Genomic DNA, 19,433 nt, shown 5'->3' on the forward strand with positions numbered 1-19,433 from the left:
ACATGTTCCGAGCGCCTTACTTCTTGCCTGCATCTATTTTAACCTTTTTCCCTGTCTTTCTCTCTATCGGTGCGGACTGCGTCCGTAGCGTCAGCCGGTCACCACGGTTGCGTCCGTCGACTGCTCCGTCTTCGCCAGCTTCCGGTGGCTGAGAATGAAATAGATCCAGCTGCCGATAAGCGACAGGACGAGGAAGATGGACAGCTTGCCGAGATTCAACCAGACGTATTGGATGTCGCCCAGCGACACGACGCCGCGGAAGGCCCGAATGGTGTAAGTCATCGGGAACCAAGGGTGCAGCATCTGGAAAAATTTCGGCGTTAACTCAATCGGGAATGTGCCTGCCGTCGAGGACAGCTGGAACACGAGCAGCAAAATGATAATGAACCGCCCTACGTTCCCGAATGAGGTAATGAAAAATTGGATCATGGCAAAGAACGTTAAGCTGGTAACGAGACAGACGACGAAAAACATCGGCACGTTCGTGACCGGCAAATGAATCACATTGAGGACGACCAGTCCGGCAATGGCAACCTGCAGAACGCTCTCCACCGTCATGAACCCGTATTTGCTCGTCATCCAGGCCGTGCCGGAAGGCGGCCGGTTGTAGGTCTCCCGCAGCGGATAGACCATCGAGAACATCAATGCCCCGACGAAAAATCCAAGCGACAGGAAATACGGAGCCATGCCTACGCCGTAGGTCGTGACATCATGATTCTCGACTTTATCGCTGCCAACCGGAGACGTAATCATTTCATATGTCTTATCGGTCGGGTTCTGCTGCGCTTTATCCGCGCCTTCCTGCAGCTTCTGGCGAAGCTCCGCGCCGCCGGATAACAGCTGCTCCTGACCGTCCAGCAGCTGCTCGAATCCGCCGTTGATCGCATCCTTCGCTTGATCGACCTGATTCAGCATATCGCTCATCTTGACGAAGATCATGTCCTGCACCTTTTTGGCGGCTTCCTTCAGCTTCATCTCTGCCATGTCGTGCAGCATGTCGCGCGCCATCGGCTCCAGACTATTCACCTTGTCATCGGCTGCCTGATGAATCTTGGTGAGAATCTCCGGCGTCATCCGATTCAGCTCGTCGTTCGCCTTCTGATGGAGTCCCGCGACAACTTTCGGCTCGTACTCCATCCATTTGGAATCGACCGTGTCATGAAGCTTGTCGGTGAGCTGTTTCGATTTTTCCTGATAAATATCTTCGGCAACGAGATGCGCCTTGGCCAGCAGCTTCGGCGCCAGCTCATTCGCTTTGGACATTGCGACCTGCTGGGCGAGCGAACGCACCTGCGGATAGACCTGATCGAACTTCTGGTCTGCCGCCTGATGCAGCTTGGCGAGCAGCGCCGGCTTCAACTTGTCAAGTTCCTTGTTGACCATGTTGTTCAAATCCTGCTTCACCTTGTCACGCAGCTGCTCCAGATTGGCCTGGGTCAGGTTTTCTTCCACTTGGGATCGAACCTCTTCCAGCTGCTTCTTCACCGCTTCCCACTGCTGCTGGAGCTCCGGAGGCAGCTTCTCGCCAATCGGCTTGAGCTTCTCTTCCAGTTGATCGAGGTTCGCCTGGATTTTGCCAAGTTGCTCCTTCCCGCGCTTGATGGCTTCGTCGAAGAGCTGATCTACTTTCTCATCGATGTAACCGTTCAGCGTCGAACGGATAGAGCTGTCGACATTGTCGTACTCCTTGTCAATAATGCTGTGCATCTTGACCCGGGCAGCCGGCTCCATCTCGGTAATCGACTTGTCGACCTCCCGGCTGATTTTGCCCAACACCTGATCCAGATTGTTGTTGTACGCGTTGTCGATTTCCTGATGCAGCTTCTTGCGGATTTCCGCCCCATAGATGACGGACTGCTTGTCGATTTGCTCGTGAAGCTTTTCCTTGGACAATGGCGAGTACTCATTGACCATGTCGTCGATCCGCGTATGCACGGTATCATATACAACCTTGGTGTACTTCTCAGCTTCTGTATCGATGTCTTGATGGACCTTTTTCATCAGCCCCGGCTTCTTCGTATCCATCGTTTTGTCTATTTCATCATGAATCAGCTGATCGAGCTTCTTCTCGTTCTCGGCCAGCATTTTCTCGACCATCGTCTCCGCTTCCGCCGTCTTCGAGTCAACCTGCGCATTCAACTCGTCCCGGAACATCTCGATTCCGTCGCCCAACTGGCTGAGACCGTCTTCGATTTTGCCGGCCCCTTCGCTGGCGGCGCCCAATCCTTCCGCGACGGTATCGATCGCATTGAACATCTGCTCGACATAGGTCTCTGTCACCTTTTGCGACAACTCCGATTTGATGCTCTGCACGACCTTGTCTGAGATTTGACCGGACAAGAAATTGTAGCTGCTATTCTCCTTGTATATCAGATTCATCGGCTTCGGATTGGGGTCAAGAATCGTCGTCGCGTTATGCGACATCTCTTCCGGCACGATAATAAGCAAATAATACTTGTTCTCGCTTAAGCCGCGCTCGCCCTCCTTGCGCGACACGAAATTAAAGTCCACCGCATCATTACTGTGCAGCTTCTCAATCAGTTCGCGCCCGATCGCGATCTCCTTGCCTTCATACGTCACCGGCCGGTCCTCATTTACGACTGCGACAGGCATGTTTTTTACATTGCTGTACGGATCCCAGTTCGCTACCAAGTAGACGCCGCTGTACAGCAGCGGGATAACCAGGAGACCGAGTACCGGAACCAGGACATCCTTCGAACGGACAACTCCCATTAATTCCGACCAAAAAAACCGAAGACTCTTCATGCTGTCACCTCCTTATTGACCGAATGACCATTTTGTTAAAATAGTTCTGACTTCGCAGATGTTTGATATTATACCTCCCGTCTTTTCAGAATTCAAACAGATTATTTTTGGCAATTCCCCTTAAAATGGTTCGAAAAGGATTAAAATTGATATAAAAGCAACGATTTTCTCTTGTTTAAAAAAAATCGCGCACAGCCAGATCGCGGTATGGAAGAAAGTGACGGGCACCGGCGTTTGAAGCTACGAAAAATGTATGCGATGGCGAATCCGAACATGAAAAAACCTCCCTCTTCCCCAACGGGAAGAGAGAGGCATAGGCCCGTCCATTCGCTTGCTGTTGATATTACCGCTTGCCCGGCTCATATGGCGCGCCAAGCGCAGATGGCGAATTGCTCTTGCCGGCCGTGAAGATCAGCACGAGAAGCGTCAGCACGTACGGCAGCATGTAGAATACTTCCGTCGGTACCGCATTGGCGAAGGAGTACAGCTGAACCTGATCTCGCAGCGCCTGCGCGAAGCCGAAGAACAAAGCCGCGAACGTCGCGCCGACCGGATTCCAGCGGCCGAAGATAACCGCAGCCAGCGCAATATACCCCTGGCCGGAGATCGTGTTGGACGCGAAGCTGCTGTTCGCCGTCAGCGCAATCGTCGCTCCGCCCAGTGCGGCAATCGATCCGCCGACCATGACGGCCCAGCCGCGCAGCCGGTTGACCTTCACCCCGGCTGTGTCCGCCGCTCCCGGGTGCTCGCCGACCGCCCGCAGTCGCAGACCGAGCGGCGTCTTGAACATCACGTAATAGACGATGATGACGAGCAGCAGCGCGATATACGTCGTCGGGTAAGACTGGAAGAACGCTCTGCCGACGAACGGAAGATCGCTTAGCCAAGGAATGTGAATCCGGTGGAACACATTGCTGATGACCGGGGTCTCGGCCGCTCCGTCGAAGATGAGCTTCACCAGGAAGAAGGTGGAGCTGGCGGCGAGCATATTGACCACGATACCGCTTATGACCTGATTCGCCTTGAAGCGAACCGAAGCAATGACATGAATGCCTGAGAAGATAACGGTAAAGATAAGCGCGGCCAGACAGCCCAGCCATGGAGAAGCCGCACCCAGTCCCGCCTGTTCGGCATAATAAGCAACAACCGCGGAGGAAAACGCGCCTGACACCATAAAGCCTTCCAAGCCGAGGTTGATAACCCCCGAACGCTCCGCAATGAGTCCGCCCAGCGCGGCGAAGACGAGTGCTGTTGCAAATACGAGAGTCCCGTTGATTAAAGATCCGAGCAATTCCATCTGTTATCCCTCCCGCTTCGCCTTTTTGGAACGTGAAAACCGTGTCAACAACCAACGGATAATGCCCGGTGCCGCGGCGAAGAAGATGATGATGCTGATAACCATCTTGATGACCTCGCCGGGAACGTTCGCTCCGAAGCTCATGCCCTGCGCTCCGTACATGAGCGCCCCGAACAGCGCAGCGGCCAGAAGGACGCCCAGCGCGCCGTTCATGCCAAGCAGTGCGACGGCGATGCCGTCGAAGCCGATGCCGGACGTCACGGAGGAGATGGCCATATATTTGAAGACGCCCAGCACTTCCAGCGTACCGATCATGCCGCCAAGCATCCCCGAGAGGAAGAACGTGCGGGTAATGACCTTGGACACGTTCATACCGGCATATTCCGCCGCATGTCTGTTATTCCCTACGGCGCGGGTCTCATACCCCCACTTCGTCCGGTTCATATACAGGTGATACCCGATAATGGCGATGATGACGATGAAGAATCCCCAATGGACGCGGGCCCCGCTCATCAAATCGCTGAGCCAGCCGATCTGGATACTGGCCGATTCCTGAATGTTCTGCGAACGGGAGGTCCCCGACTCGGCCATGAACGCCTTGATGACCATATGGCTGATATAGAGCGCGGTCCAGTTCAGCATAATGCAGGAGATAACCTCGTTGATGCCCCGCTTCGTCTTGAGCAGACCGACAAGCGCCCCCCACAGACCGCCCAGAATCGTGCCCGCGATAATGGCCACGATGCCGTGCAGAATCGGCGGCAGCGATATCATATTGCCCACGACCAGCGCTCCGAGCGCTCCCATCACGATCTGGCCGTCCACCCCGATGTTGAACATGCCCGCTCGGAACGCAAGCGCAACGGCCAACCCGGCGAAAATAAGCGGCACGATCGCTCGCAGCGTCTCTCCCATGTCATAGGCGGAGCCGAAGATTTTCTCCACCAGGGACTGATAAGCCAGGAGCGGATCGTAGCCTCCGGCAAGCATAACGAGAGCTCCAATAATAATACCGAGGATGATGGCCACGAGAGAGATGATAACCGATTCTTTGGCTAGCATCGATTTAAGCTTGTTCATGACGTTCCCCCCCTTGATGCTTGCCGGCCATCATGAGACCCAGCTCTTGGTCTGTCGTTGTCTCCGGCGTCGTCTCCCCGACAATGCGCCCGTCGAACATGACGAGAATGCGGTCGGCCACATTCAAGATCTCTTCCAGCTCGAACGACACGAGCAGTACGGCCTTGCCTGCGTCGCGCTGGGCGATTAATTGCTTATGCACGAATTCGATCGCGCCGACGTCCAGCCCCCGCGTCGGCTGGGCTGCGACGAGCAGCTTCGGATCTTTGTCGATCTCGCGCGCGATAATGATCTTCTGCTGGTTCCCGCCGGACATCGCCCGCACCAGCGTATGGATGCTTGGCGTCCGGATATCGAACTCCTCGACATACCGCTCCGCCACCTGCTTAACCGCCTGCTGATCCATGAAGCCTTTGCGTGTGAACTTCGGGCTGTCATACGATTTGAGCACGGAGTTCTCGCTGACGTCGAAGTCAAGCACCAGCCCATGCTTGTGCCGATCCTGAGGGATATAGGAAATACCCTTGTCCGAAGCGGCCCGCGGCGACGCATCCGTCACATCCTGTCCCGCCAGCCGAATCTGCCCGCCCGCGGTCCGGCGCATCCCGGTGATCGCCTCAATCAGCTCATTCTGACCGTTGCCGTCCACGCCGGCGATGCCGACAATCTCTCCGGCGCGCACTTGGAAGCTGACGTTGTCCACCGCATGCTGCCCGTGCTCGTCCTTCACGATCAGGTTGTCAACCTGAAGCATGACATCCTGCGGCGTTGCCGCCGCCTTGTCCGTCTTGAATTCGACATGCTTGCCGACCATCTTCTCGGCCAGCATCTCCGGATCCGTCTCGGACACAAGGACGGTGTCGATGACTTTGCCCCGGCGGATGATCGTGCAGCGGTCCGCAACCTCCATAATTTCCTTCAGCTTGTGCGTAATGAGCAGAATCGACTTGCCTTCCGCGGCCAGCCGCTTCATGATGTGCAGCAATTCCTCGATCTCCTGCGGCGTGAGCACCGCGGTCGGCTCGTCGAAAATAATAATCTCGGCGCCGCGATACAGCGTTTTCATAATTTCGACGCGCTGCTGCATGCCGACGGAGATCGACTCGATGACCGCCTCCGGCTTCACATTCAGCCCGTACTGCTCGGACAACTGCCGTATTTTCGCGGCAGCGCCCTTCAAATCCATCTTTATGCCTCGCGTCGGCTCCATGCCGAGCACGATATTTTCCGTAACCGTAAAAGGGTGAACAAGCTTGAAGTGCTGATGCACCATGCCGATGCCGCATTCAATCGCCTTGTTCGGGCCATCCATCACAATCGGCTGGCCGTTCAGTTCAATACTGCCTTCATCAGGCTGATATAATCCGAATACGATATTCATCAATGTCGATTTGCCGGCGCCGTTTTCGCCGAGAAGCGCATGAATTTCGCCTTTTTTCAACTGCAGGCTGATTTGATCGTTTGCTACAATGCCGGGAAAGCGCTTTGTAATTCCTTTCAGCTCTAGTACGATATCTCCCTTGTGCATATGGCGTTCCCCTCCGTAACACATCTCCCCGCCGGTCAAGCGGGCGGGGAGACGGTATGGTGAAATTAAGTCGTCGGCACTTCAATCTCGCCGTTTACAATTTTTGCACGGTATTCTTCGACTTTGTCCAATATGTCCTTCGGCACGTTTTTGTCGGAAGTCGGCGCAATATCGACGCCTTTCTCCTTCAGACCCATCGAGGTTACCTTTCCGCCAGGGAAGTTGCCGTCCGCCAATGCCTTGGAAATCGTGTAGACCGCTTCGTCGACCTTCTTAATCATCGAGGTCAGCGTGACATCATCGCCGAACTCAAGCGACTGGTCCTTGTCTACGCCGATAACCCACACGCGGTCGCCGCGCTTCACGCGCTCTTTCGCTTCATTGAACACGCCGTTCCCCGTCAAGCCCGATGCGTGGAAAATAATATCGACGCCATCGTCATAGAGCGTGGAAGCAGCCGATTTCCCCATATCGACGCGGGTGAACTGTCCCGTGTAAATCGCTTTGAAGGAAGCATCCGGATTCACTGCCTTGACGCCTTCGCGGAAGCCGGCTTCGAAGCGCTTGATGACCGGAATCTCCATGCCGCCGACGAATCCGATTTTATTCGATTTCGTCATCGAGCCGGCGATAACGCCGACCAGGAACGCGCCTTCGTTTTCTTTGAAGGAGACGGAAGCGACGTTCGGCACGATGATGTCCGAATCGACGATACCCAGCTTCGAGTCCGGATTTTCCTGCGCAATCTTCGTTACCGCCTTGTCGAGCGTGGCAGCAGTCGCCCAAGTCAGGTCATAGCCGCCCTTGACGAACTGATTCAAGTTTGGCTCCACTTCCCCGTCGTTTTTCGGCTCCAAATATTTGACTTCATAGCCAAGATCGTCGCGCAGCTTCTGCAGCCCTTCCCATGCGCTCTGATTGAACGATTTGTCGTTCACGCTTCCCATATCGGTAACCATCCCGACCTTGAGCTTCTTCCCGCCGTCTTCAGCGCCTTCGGCGCCGCCGGCGTTCGTCCCCCCGGACTTGTTGCCGCAGCCGGCCAGAGCGAAGGTGAACAATAGCATCGCTGATAAGACCAACAACATCGATTTTTTCATGACGAGTTCCCCCTTGAGATTAATGAATCCTTCTTCGTCTTGCATCTATACTAAAGCGAGCACGTCAGCGGGCCGTCAACAGCGATAAAAAGCTGGTCCCGTGACCTGTTCCCGTGACGCCGAAGTTGTCTGCCAGCGTAGCGGCCAAATCGGCAAAGGTCGTGCGCACTCCGATGGAAGCGGTCTTGCCCGCAAACGTCGGATTGTAGATGAGAATCGGCACATACTCGCGCGTATGATCCGTTCCGGCATGAATCGGGTCATTGCCGTGATCAGCCGTAATGATGAGCAGGTCTTTCTCGCCGACCCGTTCCATCATCTCCGGCAGCGCCCGGTCGAACTCCTCCAGGCAGCGGGCGTAGCCCTCCGGATCGCGGCGGTGGCCGTATAGAGAATCGAAATCAACCAGGTTGGTAAAGATTAACCCTTTCCCCGCGTCCCCTAACCGTTCGATCGTCGTCTCGATGCCGTGCGCATTGCTCTTGGTAGGATAGGAATGATTGATTCCGCTTCCGGAGAAGATATCGTTAATTTTCCCCACGGATACCACATCATACCCGCCCTCGGAGATGGAATTCAGCACCGTCTTCGCCGGCGGAGCAAGCGCGTAATCATGACGATTGGCGGTCCGCTTGAAGTTGCCCGGCTCGCCGACGTACGGCCGCGCGATAACGCGTCCGACGGCATATGGGGCGGTCAGCGTCATCTCCCTTGCAATCTCGCATGCCGCATACAGCTCTTCCAGCGGAATGATTTCCTCATGCGCCGCAATCTGGAAGACGCTGTCCGCGGACGTGTACACAATCCAGGCGCCGGTGCGCATCTGCTCTTCGCCGTACTCATTCAGCACATCCGTGCCGGAAGCGGGGCGGTTGCAGAGCACCTTGCGTCCCGTTTTCTCCTCGAAAGCCTTGATTAGCGGCTCGGGAAATCCTTCCGGGTAGACCTCGAACGGAATGTCGACATGCAGGCCCATCAGCTCCCAATGGCCGGTCATCGTATCTTTGCCGACGGAAGTTTCGGCCATTTTGCCGTAGAAGGCAAGCGGAGATGCGGCCGGAGGAATATGCGGCAGGTCCGCGATATTGCCCAGACCGAGCGCCTGCAGATTCGGAAGCTGAATCGCCGGTACGCGCTCCGCGATATGGCCGAGCGTATGAGAGCCGGCATCGCCGAAGCGTTCCGCATCCGGAAGCTCTCCGATTCCTACGCTATCCATGACGACGACACATACTCGTTCAAACATGTTTACCACTCCTCTTCTGTTATCCAAGTTGTCTAGACGGACACTCGCGCCGGCACTTGGCTTATCCGGCGAATGTCATGTAATATATACATGTATAAATGTAATTATGGTTTTTCGACAGGCAATATATCCATATTCCTGCCGAGAAAGGAGAATCCATGCTCAGCAGTTTACAGCACGTTTTTTTGTTACAGGACTTATCGGAGGAGGATTGCGACCATATCCTTCCCCTGCTCAAAACAAGAACCTATAAAAAGAACCAGGTACTCATCCATGAGGATGATGATAGTTCCGATATATATATTTTGCGGCAGGGACTCGTAAAAGTATATCGTCTTTATCACGACAAGGAAATTATTTTGAACTTCCAGTTCCCCGGCGATATCATCGGCGAGATGGAGACCATTGCCACCTACCCTCGGCGCGTCGCTACCGTAGAAACGATGGAAACCTCCCATTTCTGGATTATGAACCGTTCCGATTTCATCTCGATCATGGAAAGACACCCGTCGGTGCTGAAGCGGGCCTACAACCGGCTGCTCGATCATTTGAGCAACATGAACAACAAAGTCCGCTACCTGTCTTATCTGGACGTGCGGCTGAAGCTGGCGAACTTGCTCCTGGACCTCTACTACAATCTGGGCAAGCCTGCTGAATCCGCTTACAAGATCGACTGTAAAGTAACGCATCACCTCTTGGCCAACATGATTGGCGTGACCCGGGAATCGATCTCGAAGGTCATGCGCGAGCTGCAGGAGGAAGGTGTGCTGATGATGAATCAGAAATACATTTACATTACCGATTTGGAGAAGCTGCAATCGATGTGCGATGACATGGACGATTCGCCCGCTTACCGCAAATGGCGTTCGCAAGATATCTCCCAACCGTAAAAATCCATGGTGCCGATAATGCGCCATGCAAGCATAGAACTGATAGCGGCTGCCGACGATAAGGTCGGGGCCGTTTGTCATATCTTGATTATAATTGGCGAAGAAGGCGCATTCAGTTACCAACCCGTCAATAATTTGGTGAAATTGTTCACAGAATATAAGGGCCCGCCATCACGGTTTTTGAATCCGCGTTCATGGTATCGTATAAATACAAGTAACCGTTTTCATATTATATAACGGTTCCAAATTTAATTTGTGAAGGACAATGGAGGGATTCAGCATGAGTATTCATTTGGAAGCACAAGTTGGAGACATTGCACCCGTCGCCTTGATGCCTGGCGATCCGCTTCGCGCGAAATACATCGCAGAAACGTTCCTTGAGAACGCCGTTTGCTACAATCAGGTGCGCGGCATGCTCGGATACACAGGAACCTATAAAGGACATAAAGTATCGATTCAAGGCTCCGGCATGGGAATTCCTTCCTTCTCCATATATGCGACGGAGCTGATTAAAGATTACGGCTGCAAAACCATCATCCGCATCGGAACCTGCGGCGCGATTCAAGAAGACGTGAAGCTGCGCGACGTGCTGCTGGCGCAAGCGGTATGCACCGACTCTTCCATCAACAAGCACTACTTCCCGGATGCCGAATTCGCTCCGATTGCGACATTCGATCTGCTCCGCAGCGCCTATGAGATCGGCCAGGAAAAAGGGCTTCATCTTCGGGTAGGGAACATCTTCTCTTCGGATCATTTCTATGCCGACAATGTAGAGATGCAGACGAAGATGGGCAAATATGGGGTTCTTGCCGTAGAAATGGAGACGGCGGCGCTTTATATTTTAGCGGCCAAGTACGGCATTGACGCCTTGGCGATGTTCACCGTCAGCGATCATATTCTGACCGGGGAGCAGACGACCGCCCAAGAGCGGCAGACAACGTTCAACGACATGATCGAAGTCGCGCTGGAGACGGCGATTCGCGGCCAATAAGACAACCGGACAGACAGGAAGAAGGGGCAGCCCGCGGTCGATGCCAAGACCGGGCTGCCCCTTTGTATCATGCTCACTTCATCCGCACGGTCTTGCGGCTCAGCCGCTCCTCCCAACGCCGCATCTTCTCCCGCTTGATGCGCTTCAGTTCCTGCTCGGTCTCTTCATCCACGCCCAGGAGGCGGTGCAGATGGGCGGCAATGATAAGCAGCGCGAAGGCGCACCAGACGATGCCGAACCAGACGGCCGGCGTCCAGCCCGCCTTGAAAGACAGCGTCGGCAGCACGATCACAAGCATGACAAGTGCAGCTCCTATCGACAGGACATGCTTCCATATCCTACGCTTCGAAGAACGGAAATAAGACATTCGGTTCATCATGGGCAATCGCTCCTTCATCATCAACGATGGCAGCCGGCGGCGCCATCGTTCTGTTCTCCTATAGCTTGGCTATAGTAGAGCGTATGCCGCATCAATAGAGAACATGCCAGATTCGTTCCGGCCGCAGCATCTGCAGCACCTGCCTGCCGTGCCGGCCTCGCGCTTGGCGCGTCCGATCAGCCGTACAGATGGCCGAGCGCATCCGATACGATCTTGTTCACATCCTGGATTACGACCGCTAGCCGCTGTTCGGCTTCGAACAGCTTCGCTATCTCCGTATTCATGCTGATAACTTCATACAGCTTCTCCATTTTGTCCAGCTCCGACTGCTCCGGCATCTCGCCGGTCATCATCTTCTGCTGCATCTCCATCTGGCGCAGGCGGAAATCATCCAGCATCCGCTTGCTGTCCGCATCGGCCTCAATCGCCTTCATTGCCGTCTCGACGGCTTTCGCCTCGTCCGATTGCTGCAAGGCGCGGGCCAATTCATGGGCTTGATCGTATACACTCATCCATTCTCATCCTTTCCGTTCTTCCTCGTTAGTCAGCATACCATACGGAGCGGCCCCTGTCGCGGGCGCTACGAACCGATGGCCAGCAGAATCAGCGACTGGATCAAGCCGATAATCCCCCCGAGCAGCGCCCCGAGCCACGTAATGGCGCGGAACTCCTTCCCCGATACGCTCAAAATAATCGTCTCCAGCCGCTCTATCGGGAATTGCTCTACCTGCGAACGGACCACATCCTGCAGGCGTGCGGCGCGCACCACCTTGTCCAGATTGCGGTCCAGCAGCGCAATCGCGTAATCGATGAGCCGCGGCACGTAAGGCTGCCACGCCTCCTTGCTCTCCTCCAGCAAGCGGCTCGGCCGCGCGTCTCCCCACCGCTCCAGACGGCGGCTCCACTGCAGCCATGAGTTCGCCAAGCCGATAATCTGGCCGGCAGGATCGGACTCCGACCAGACGCGCAGCAGCTCGGCCGGCGGCTGGCTCAGCCACTCCTCCAGCTTCCGCTCCAGCATGCGGGTCACGGTCTCATGGACCTTGTCGGAGCGGAGCTGCTCCGCCAGCAGAGGCGTGATCCGCGTCACCAGCCTGTCTTCATCGACGAAGATAGCCGCCATCACGCCCATGAACCCCTTCGACCGGTCGACGAATTCCTTCGCCATCCGCAGCAGCATGCGCTGCCCGCTGGACGACAGCAGCTCCCGCTCAATCGACAGCAGGATAGCGGAAGCGGCCTTGCCTGCCAGCCGGTTCAGGCTCTCCTCCTGCCCTGCCGGCAGGAACTCGGACAGCGGACGCTCGTCCCAGCCGCTGCCTGCCAAGCCGCGCCGAATTCCCGACTCGGTCAGCTTATCGAGCCGCTCCCCCCAGGCCTCGCTCAGTTCAGGCCAGCTGCGGCCGGGGAAGGCGAGCGCGGCCCATTCGCGCAGCGTGCGGTCGTCCGCCAGCAGCCGGTCGAGAAAGCCTGTCAGGCCGGACGCCGCCCTCTCCTGCACCTCCGGCTGGCGCAGCATCGCCCGCAGCCCGTCGCTGGTTACCAAATATTCAGATACGACATCCCCTAACGAGGCCGCAATATCTAACTTCCGCTTCGGAATGAGGCCGGGGGTGAACGGCACTCTCCGCCCGAACAGATGAATCGGCTGCCGCGGGTGGAATAGCATCTTTATGGCAAAATGATTCGTTATGCCGCCGACGAACGCGGCGACAATGACGCTAAATAGAATAAACATCCAATTGGGCACGTCCAATCCCTCCTTTCATGATGAAGGTCAATCACCAAGGGAAATATGTCCTCATATGATGAATTACGTATGCGGTTCACCTGTATTTGAATCGACTCCAGCCCGGTGCATACCGTGATTCATCATGCAAGTCGTCGTTGGAAGGAGAACCAACATGTTGAAATCAAAAGTGAGGCTCCACGTTGTGAGCGCCGGCATCTTGCGGGAAGACACAATCATGTTGGGCGACAGCTATGTCAAGCAATGGAAAATTCCCGTAAACCATCCGATTACGATCCGCTTCGGTTCCTTCAGACAGAGCGTGACAGTGTCCTCCGTTCCCAAATCTGACGGGCTCCGGATCAATCATGCGCTGGCCCGCAATATGGGTCTGTCTAACGGTGTTGCCCTGCGGCTAACGTATACCCAACAGACGTTGAGAATCGGTCCGCTCATCGGCGTCCTGATCAGCCGGGATTATCCTGATGTGCCGGATCGGCCGTTCGGCACGATTACTGCCTTCTGCAGGGAGATGGTCGATGCCTGCCAATCCCAAGGAGCCGTTGCCTGCTTCTTCACGCCGGAACATGTGAAGGACACTCAACGGATTCAGGCATGGGTTTACACAAAAGGAAGTTGGCAGCTCACCAGCATGCCGATCCCGGATGTCGTGAACAATCGCTTGACTTCACGATCTCTGGAGAACAAACCTAGCGTACAGCATTTCATGAAAGAAGTAAAATCACGTTACCATTCGCATGTTTTCAATGAAAAGTTTCTGGATAAGACCGAGGTGTTCGACGCGTTGAAGGCGAGTGCGGAGTTGACCCGCTACTTGCCGGAATCGCATCTGCTGCGCAACTACTCTACCCTCAAGACGATGAGCGGACGACATCAGACCCTCTTCCTGAAGCCGGCCCGGGGAAGCCTCGGCAAAGGCATCATCTGCATCAACCGTACCTCGGATAACGGCTTTCAAGCCCTCTACTCCAATATTAGCGGCACCAAGCGCCAGAACTTCAGCAGCTTAACCAAGCTGTACTCTACCCTGTCCGGGAAGCTGAAGACGAACCGCTACCAGATCCAGCAAGGCTTGAACCTAATCGATTATGCCAAGCGCCCGATCGATTTCCGCGCGCTCGTTCAGAAGAACATTCAAGGCCGCTGGAGCATTACGTCCATCGTCGCCCGAACCGCGAGCACGCAGCATTTCGTGTCGAATGTGGCGCGCGGCGGAACCCTCAGCACCGTGAAGGAAGCGGTCGGCCGATCGAATCTGCCGGCCGGCGTGAAGAGCGACATCATGGGCAGGCTGCAGCGGGCGGCGCTCGATATCGCGCGCGGCATCGACACGCATATTCCCGCTCACTTCGGTGAATTGGGGATCGATCTGGCAATCGATACGTCAGGCAAAGTGTGGCTGCTTGAAGTCAACTCCAAGCCTTCCAAAAATGACAATACTCCATTGAACGTCAACCGAGTCCGACCCTCCGTCCGCAAAACGGTAGAATACGCCCGGTATTTGTCCGGGTTTTGAGGAGGTGGCAGGGAATGAAGAAGAACGGAACCGAGCAGCCCGTCATCGGCGTTCTGCAGAACGAATCGCCCGGCACGCCTCCCTTCACCGAGCCTGAATATTGCCGCAGACTGTGTCAGGCCGGACGCAAACACGGCGTCCGGGTCATCGTCTTTTCGCCCGCATGGGCCGATCTTGCTTCCGGCACGGTGAACGGTTATGTCTACGGCGACCATCGATGGGAGCCCTGCACCACGGCGTTGCCTCCCCTTGTATACAACCGGTGCGTATTCTCCGGGGGCAGCGCCAGCGCCAGAACTTCAGCCGCCCTCGCCAAGCTGCTGCGGAGCAGACACACTGCCCAACTGGGAGTAGGATTACGGGGCAAATGGGACATCTACCGCTCCTTATCCGCGGAGTCCGGCCTGAGCGCGATTCTGCCGCCCACTCATCTCTACAAGGGCAAGCGCAGCGTCGCTGCGGCGCTGTCCCGGTACGGTGGAAGCCTGTTCCTGAAGCCTCATGCCGGCTCCCAAGGAAAATCTGCGCTCCGGGTCCAGTATCACCGCCGGACGGCACAGCGAGAAGACGGAAGCCATGCCCCCTTGCTGAATATAACGGGACGCGATCAATGCAACCGCCCGCTGACGAAGCAATTTGAATGTACCGAGGATGGATACGAATGGATTGCCAGCTTTATCGGCAGACGAACCTTTGTCATGCAGCCCTGCTTGTCCTTGCTGACCCAGGCGGGCGAGCCATTCGACATTCGTGTGCTGATGCAGAAGAATGACCGGGGCCGCTGGGCGACGACCGGCATGGCCGCACGCGTCGGCACCCCTGACAGCATTACTTCCAATCTCCATGGAGGCGGGCGGGCCGTGTCTGTCCTTCCATTTTTGAAGCGCGAATACGACCTGGAGCGTGCCGAGCGGCTCATGGAGCAGCTGCATGCCTATAGCGAGCGCATTCCCCCTCTACTTGAAGCACGACACGGGCGTCTGATGGAGGTCGGTCTGGATTACGGCATTGATCGGGAAGCCCGCATGTGGCTGCTGGAGGTCAATTCGAAGCCGGGCAGGAGGGTCTTCCGTCAGACAGGCGAGCGGGAAGCCGCTGTGAAATCCGTGGAAAATCCCATCTTGTATGCGCGCTATGTATTGGGTCGACATCTTAGGAGGGTAAGTCCATGAGTTTGACGGTATGCAACGTCCACTTAACACCTAAATCCGAGAAAACAGTGTATCTCTCCAGCACCTTAATGAAGCAATTGAAGCTAACCGGCAAAAAATCAGTGCGGCTTCGATTGGGCAAGGCGACAATCCCCGCTACGCTGAAGCCGGTGAAGCGTCCAGGCAACCATGTCTTCATACCGGCCGGCCTTCGTTCCTTCGTCCGGGTGCCGAAATCCGGTATGGTCTATCTTCGCAATGATCAGGAAGGCGATCTGCAATTGGGGCCGCTGATCGGCGTCTTATCGGATTCCTCGCTGCGCACGCAGTCGCATCCATTCGGCAGCCGAACCACGTTCATTAAGCAAATTTTGCGCGTCGGCAATAAGAAAGGCTTCGTCTTTGCCTTCACTCCGCGCGACATCAATTGGAACAACGAGACCGTCAACGCCTACTTCCTATCGGAATCCGACAGCTGGATCCGGCGAACCGTACCGCTGCCGGATGTCGTATATAACCGGCTGCCGAGCCGGAGGGCAGAGACATCGTCCTCGATCCAGACGCTGCGGGAGCGGTTCGTTCGCCGGAACATCCCTTTTTTCAACTGGAGCTTCTTCAAAAAATCCGATATCTACGAGCTGCTGGAAAACGATCTGGAGGCGAACCTCCACGTGCCGGAATCCGTCATGAACCCGACGCCGGACACGATTCGCGACATGCTGGCCCGCCATCAGTTCGTCTATTACAAGCCGACCTCGGGAAGCCTTGGCATCGGCATCTATCGGCTGACCTACCTGCCGAGGAAAGGCTATTTCGCACGCTACACGGTCAACGGCAAAAACACGCTGCTTCGCTTCAAGCACTTCTCCAGCCTCATCCGCATGCTGCAAGGAAGGCACGGCCGTTCGCTGCGCAACTATGTCGTGCAGCAGGGGGTTCGGCTCATCGAGATCGATAGCTGTCCGATCGACTTCCGCTTCCATATGCACAAGAACGGGGATAATGACTGGACCGTAGTCGGAATCGGCGCCAAGAAAGCGGGCAAAGGCAGCGTCACCACCCACGTAAAGAATGGCGGCCAACTGATGACGCCGGAGCAGGCTCTCCAGCGGATGTTCGGCGACAGATCCGAAGAAGTGCTTGGCAATATGAAAACGGTAGCCATTGAGCTGGCCATGGCCATTGAACGGAACTATCCTCATCTGCTCGGCGAACTCGGCTTCGACCTCGGCATAGACCGGGATGAGCATGTATGGATGTTCGAGGCCAATGCCAAGCCTGGGCGTTCAATATTCAAGCATCCCTCTTTGCGCAATGAAGGTCAATCATCCATTGAACATATCCTGGATCACTGTCTGTTCCTTAGCAAATTCCGCAGGAGGGATCCGATGTGAGTGGCATACAGCAAGATCAACTGCCGGTCGTCGCCATTCTGACGATCGAGGATGCCAAGGAAAAATTCCGCGGCAATCGTGACAACTTCCTGGATATCTTGCGTACGGGCAAGGATCTTGGTTTTACCGTATATATCGTGACCGTGAAGGATCTGAAGCTCGGCGCCAGGCGAATCGCGGGCTATGATTACAACGAGGATAAGCAGGCCTGGGCGCAGGATTGGTACCCGCCTCCTCGCATCGTCTACAACCGCATACCGTTGCGGGAGGATGAGAATCTGCCTGCAGTCCGCCGCAAGATCGAGGAGATTCTGGACCATCCGACCATTCGCCTGTACAATCCTTATTTTTTCAACAAATGGCAATTATTCGAATGGCTCCAGAAATCGAGGGCCACCCGGACCTTCATCCCCGCCACGCGGCGGCTGCGCACCTCTGTCGCCCTGGCTAAGATGTTGAACAAACACCCCTATCTGTTCCTGAAGCCGGAGACGGGGAAGGCCGGCATGGGCATTATGACGCTGCGCGTCAATCATACGAAAGCGATGAAATTCCGGCTGAAAACCCAGGACAGAAGAAGGAGCGCCCTGTTCAAATGCGCCACGATCTCGAAGCTGTGGACCCGGATACGCAAGCAGGCCGGGAACCATGATTATATCGTCCAGCAAGGCATTCCGCTGGCTACGGTGAATCGGCGGCCGTTTGATTTGAGGGTGCTGGTGCAGAAGAACAGCAAAGGCCAATGGGATATTACCGGTGTCGGCGCCCGTGTCGCCGGCACTTCGAGCATTACGACCCATGTTCCACGCGGCGGAAGCATCGAGGATCCCGAGAAGCTGCTGAGCGCGAATTTCGGCGTCGAACAAGCGCGGAGAACGATGGCCCGCACCAAAAACGCGGCGATCATCATCGCCCGGCAGATCGAACGCGGCTCCGGACATATGCTGGGCGAGATGTCGATGGATTTGGGCGTGGATACGAACGGCAGCATCTGGTTCTTCGAAGCCAATGCGAAGCCGATGAAATTCGATGAGCCCCATATTCGGAGACGCTCACTGGAACGAATATTCCAGTATTCAACTTATTTGTATCGAAATGGCGGATAACGTCAAAGAAGGTGAAGACGCTTGGATGAACCCGTTCTTGGCATCTTGACGCTTTATTTAAATGATCAAAAACAATTGGAAGAACGGCATATTTATCAGAAGATGGTTGTGGCCGGAAAAAAGCTGGGGTTGACCGTCTTCGTGTTCACCCCGGAGGATGTTGATCACGAGCAAAAGCGAATCAACGGCATGTGGTACCATCAGAAGAGCGGGCGCTGGACGCGTAAATGGACCCGCTTCCCGACCATGATCTTCGATCGGTGCCGCATTCAGAAAAGCTACCGATTCGAGCAGCTGAAGCGGTTCCGCAGCAAATACCCGAAGCTGCTGTATCTGAACCGTCCGCTCCGCAATAAATGGACGATCTACCAGGTGCTCTCCACGGTCCCGTCCTTGAAGAAGTATCTTCCCTATACAAGGCAGTATTCGGGAATTCAGGATGTGCAGCGCATGCTGAAGGAGCGGCCGCTGCTCTACCTGAAGCCGATTAACGGCACGGGAGGGCGCGGCATTCTTCGCATCCAGCGCCTCCGCTCGACGGACGGCATGGTCTATGTCGAGGGAAGGGATCATCAGCGGCAGGTCATCCGGCCGCAGAAAATGACCTTCTCTCAGTTGGCCGCCCAGCTATCCTGCTGGAAGGCGAACGACCGCTATCTCATCCAGCAGGGCATTGCGCTCAAGCTGCCCAGCGGCCGTGTGCATGATTACCGGATGCTCGTGCAGAAGGACGGCTCCGGCGTCTGGTCGGTTACCGGCTGCGCCGGCCGCGTCGGTCCGCTCCATAGCATCACGTCGAATCTCCACGGCGGAGGCCAGGCCGTGCGGATGGAGGAGCTGCTGACGCAGTGGATAGGCGACGAGGCCCGCATCCAGGACGTCCGCAAGGAAGCCGAAGCCCTTAGTCTCGAGGTGGCCGCATTCCTTGAGAAGCGATATGATGCTCTCTGCGAGCTGGCACTCGATCTCGCGATCGACCAGAGAGGGCGCATCTGGCTGCTGGAGGTCAATCCGAAGCCGGCGCGCGAAGTGTTCTACCGCATCGGCGATAAGGTGACGTACCGCAACGCCATCGTGCGCCCGCTGGAATATGCATCCTGGCTGTACCGGAAAAAGGCCGGCATCCAACTGCCGGATTCCGACCCGCCGCCGATGCCGCCAGCCGACAGCGATTCGAAAGAATAAGAAGGACGCTTCCATTCAGGAGCGTCCATCACATACGACAGGCGCAGACTCGGA

General features: G+C 55.9%; 16 protein-coding genes. 7 read left to right on the forward strand and 9 right to left on the reverse strand.

Annotation, left to right across the window (positions count from 1 at the left end; translation table 11 throughout):
- Window positions 1-90: 90 nt before the first annotated feature.
- The 6 genes from NNL35_RS24615 to deoB all read right to left on the reverse strand — a co-directional run bounded on the left by NNL35_RS24615 (window position 91) and on the right by deoB (window position 9,017).
- A complete protein-coding gene (locus NNL35_RS24615; RefSeq protein ID WP_006679835.1) occupies window positions 91-2,766 on the reverse strand; it encodes a YhgE/Pip domain-containing protein in 2,676 nt (891 codons plus the stop codon).
- A gap of 343 nt (window positions 2,767-3,109) precedes the next feature.
- Window positions 3,110-4,063, reverse strand: a complete 954-nt coding sequence (locus NNL35_RS24620; RefSeq protein ID WP_006679834.1) for an ABC transporter permease — start codon at window positions 4,061-4,063, stop codon at window positions 3,110-3,112.
- A gap of 3 nt (window positions 4,064-4,066) precedes the next feature.
- The gene (locus tag NNL35_RS24625) at window positions 4,067-5,143 is read right to left on the reverse strand and encodes an ABC transporter permease (RefSeq protein WP_006679833.1); all 1,077 of its coding nucleotides are present in this window, start codon (window positions 5,141-5,143) and stop codon (window positions 4,067-4,069) included.
- Window positions 5,130-6,671 carry an ABC transporter ATP-binding protein gene (locus NNL35_RS24630; protein ID WP_254553820.1) on the reverse strand — a complete coding sequence of 514 codons (1,542 nt, stop codon included), beginning with the start codon at window positions 6,669-6,671 and terminating at the stop codon, window positions 5,130-5,132. The genes NNL35_RS24625 and NNL35_RS24630 overlap by 14 nt, the downstream gene beginning before the upstream one ends.
- A 65-nt stretch (window positions 6,672-6,736) precedes the next feature.
- A complete protein-coding gene (locus NNL35_RS24635) occupies window positions 6,737-7,771 on the reverse strand; it encodes a BMP family lipoprotein (protein ID WP_006679831.1) in 1,035 nt (344 codons plus the stop codon).
- A gap of 64 nt (window positions 7,772-7,835) precedes the next feature.
- Entirely contained in the window at window positions 7,836-9,017 is a 1,182-nt protein-coding gene (deoB, locus tag NNL35_RS24640) for a phosphopentomutase (protein ID WP_006679830.1), read from the reverse strand.
- A 185-nt stretch (window positions 9,018-9,202) separates the two neighbouring features.
- On the opposite strand from deoB, the gene NNL35_RS24645 reads away from it, so the two are divergent.
- Window positions 9,203-9,907: a Crp/Fnr family transcriptional regulator gene (locus NNL35_RS24645; protein WP_254553821.1), complete on the forward strand. Its 705-nt coding sequence runs from the start codon at window positions 9,203-9,205 to the stop codon at window positions 9,905-9,907.
- Between the two features lie 280 nt (window positions 9,908-10,187).
- On the forward strand, window positions 10,188-10,898 hold the full coding sequence (deoD, locus tag NNL35_RS24650; protein WP_006679828.1) for a purine-nucleoside phosphorylase: 711 nt from the start codon (window positions 10,188-10,190) through the stop codon (window positions 10,896-10,898).
- A 73-nt stretch (window positions 10,899-10,971) separates the two neighbouring features.
- Here deoD and NNL35_RS24655 read toward each other — a convergent pair whose 3' ends face one another.
- The 3 genes from NNL35_RS24655 to NNL35_RS24665 form a co-directional block, all read right to left on the reverse strand.
- On the reverse strand, window positions 10,972-11,277 hold the full coding sequence (locus NNL35_RS24655; RefSeq protein WP_050979506.1) for a hypothetical protein: 306 nt from the start codon (window positions 11,275-11,277) through the stop codon (window positions 10,972-10,974).
- A 176-nt stretch (window positions 11,278-11,453) separates the two neighbouring features.
- Window positions 11,454-11,789: a YlbF/YmcA family competence regulator gene (locus NNL35_RS24660; protein ID WP_006679826.1), complete on the reverse strand. Its 336-nt coding sequence runs from the start codon at window positions 11,787-11,789 to the stop codon at window positions 11,454-11,456.
- Between the two features lie 68 nt (window positions 11,790-11,857).
- Entirely contained in the window at window positions 11,858-13,027 is a 1,170-nt protein-coding gene (locus NNL35_RS24665; protein ID WP_040734422.1) for a DUF445 domain-containing protein, read from the reverse strand.
- Window positions 13,028-13,181: 154 nt separating this feature from the next.
- On the opposite strand from NNL35_RS24665, the gene NNL35_RS24670 reads away from it, so the two are divergent.
- Genes NNL35_RS24670 through NNL35_RS24690 form a run of 5 tightly spaced genes read left to right on the forward strand, consistent with a single transcriptional unit; the run spans window position 13,182 to window position 19,379 of the window.
- The gene (locus tag NNL35_RS24670) at window positions 13,182-14,543 is read left to right on the forward strand and encodes a YheC/YheD family endospore coat-associated protein (RefSeq protein ID WP_040734421.1); all 1,362 of its coding nucleotides are present in this window, start codon (window positions 13,182-13,184) and stop codon (window positions 14,541-14,543) included.
- A gap of 14 nt (window positions 14,544-14,557) precedes the next feature.
- Window positions 14,558-15,715 (forward strand): YheC/YheD family endospore coat-associated protein, encoded by a 1,158-nt coding sequence (locus NNL35_RS24675; protein ID WP_006679823.1) that lies wholly within the window; start codon window positions 14,558-14,560, stop codon window positions 15,713-15,715.
- A complete protein-coding gene (locus tag NNL35_RS24680) occupies window positions 15,712-17,088 on the forward strand; it encodes a YheC/YheD family endospore coat-associated protein (RefSeq protein WP_006679822.1) in 1,377 nt (458 codons plus the stop codon). The genes NNL35_RS24675 and NNL35_RS24680 overlap by 4 nt, the downstream gene beginning before the upstream one ends.
- Window positions 17,085-18,194: a YheC/YheD family endospore coat-associated protein gene (locus tag NNL35_RS24685; protein ID WP_006679821.1), complete on the forward strand. Its 1,110-nt coding sequence runs from the start codon at window positions 17,085-17,087 to the stop codon at window positions 18,192-18,194. Before NNL35_RS24680 ends, NNL35_RS24685 begins: the two co-directional genes overlap by 4 nt.
- Window positions 18,195-18,215: 21 nt before the next feature.
- On the forward strand, window positions 18,216-19,379 hold the full coding sequence (locus tag NNL35_RS24690) for a YheC/YheD family endospore coat-associated protein (protein WP_006679820.1): 1,164 nt from the start codon (window positions 18,216-18,218) through the stop codon (window positions 19,377-19,379).
- Window positions 19,380-19,433 lie beyond the last annotated feature (54 nt).

The organism is Paenibacillus dendritiformis (genome assembly GCF_945605565.1).
GTDB classification, from domain to species: Bacteria; Bacillota; Bacilli; order Paenibacillales; family Paenibacillaceae; genus Paenibacillus_B; species Paenibacillus_B dendritiformis_A.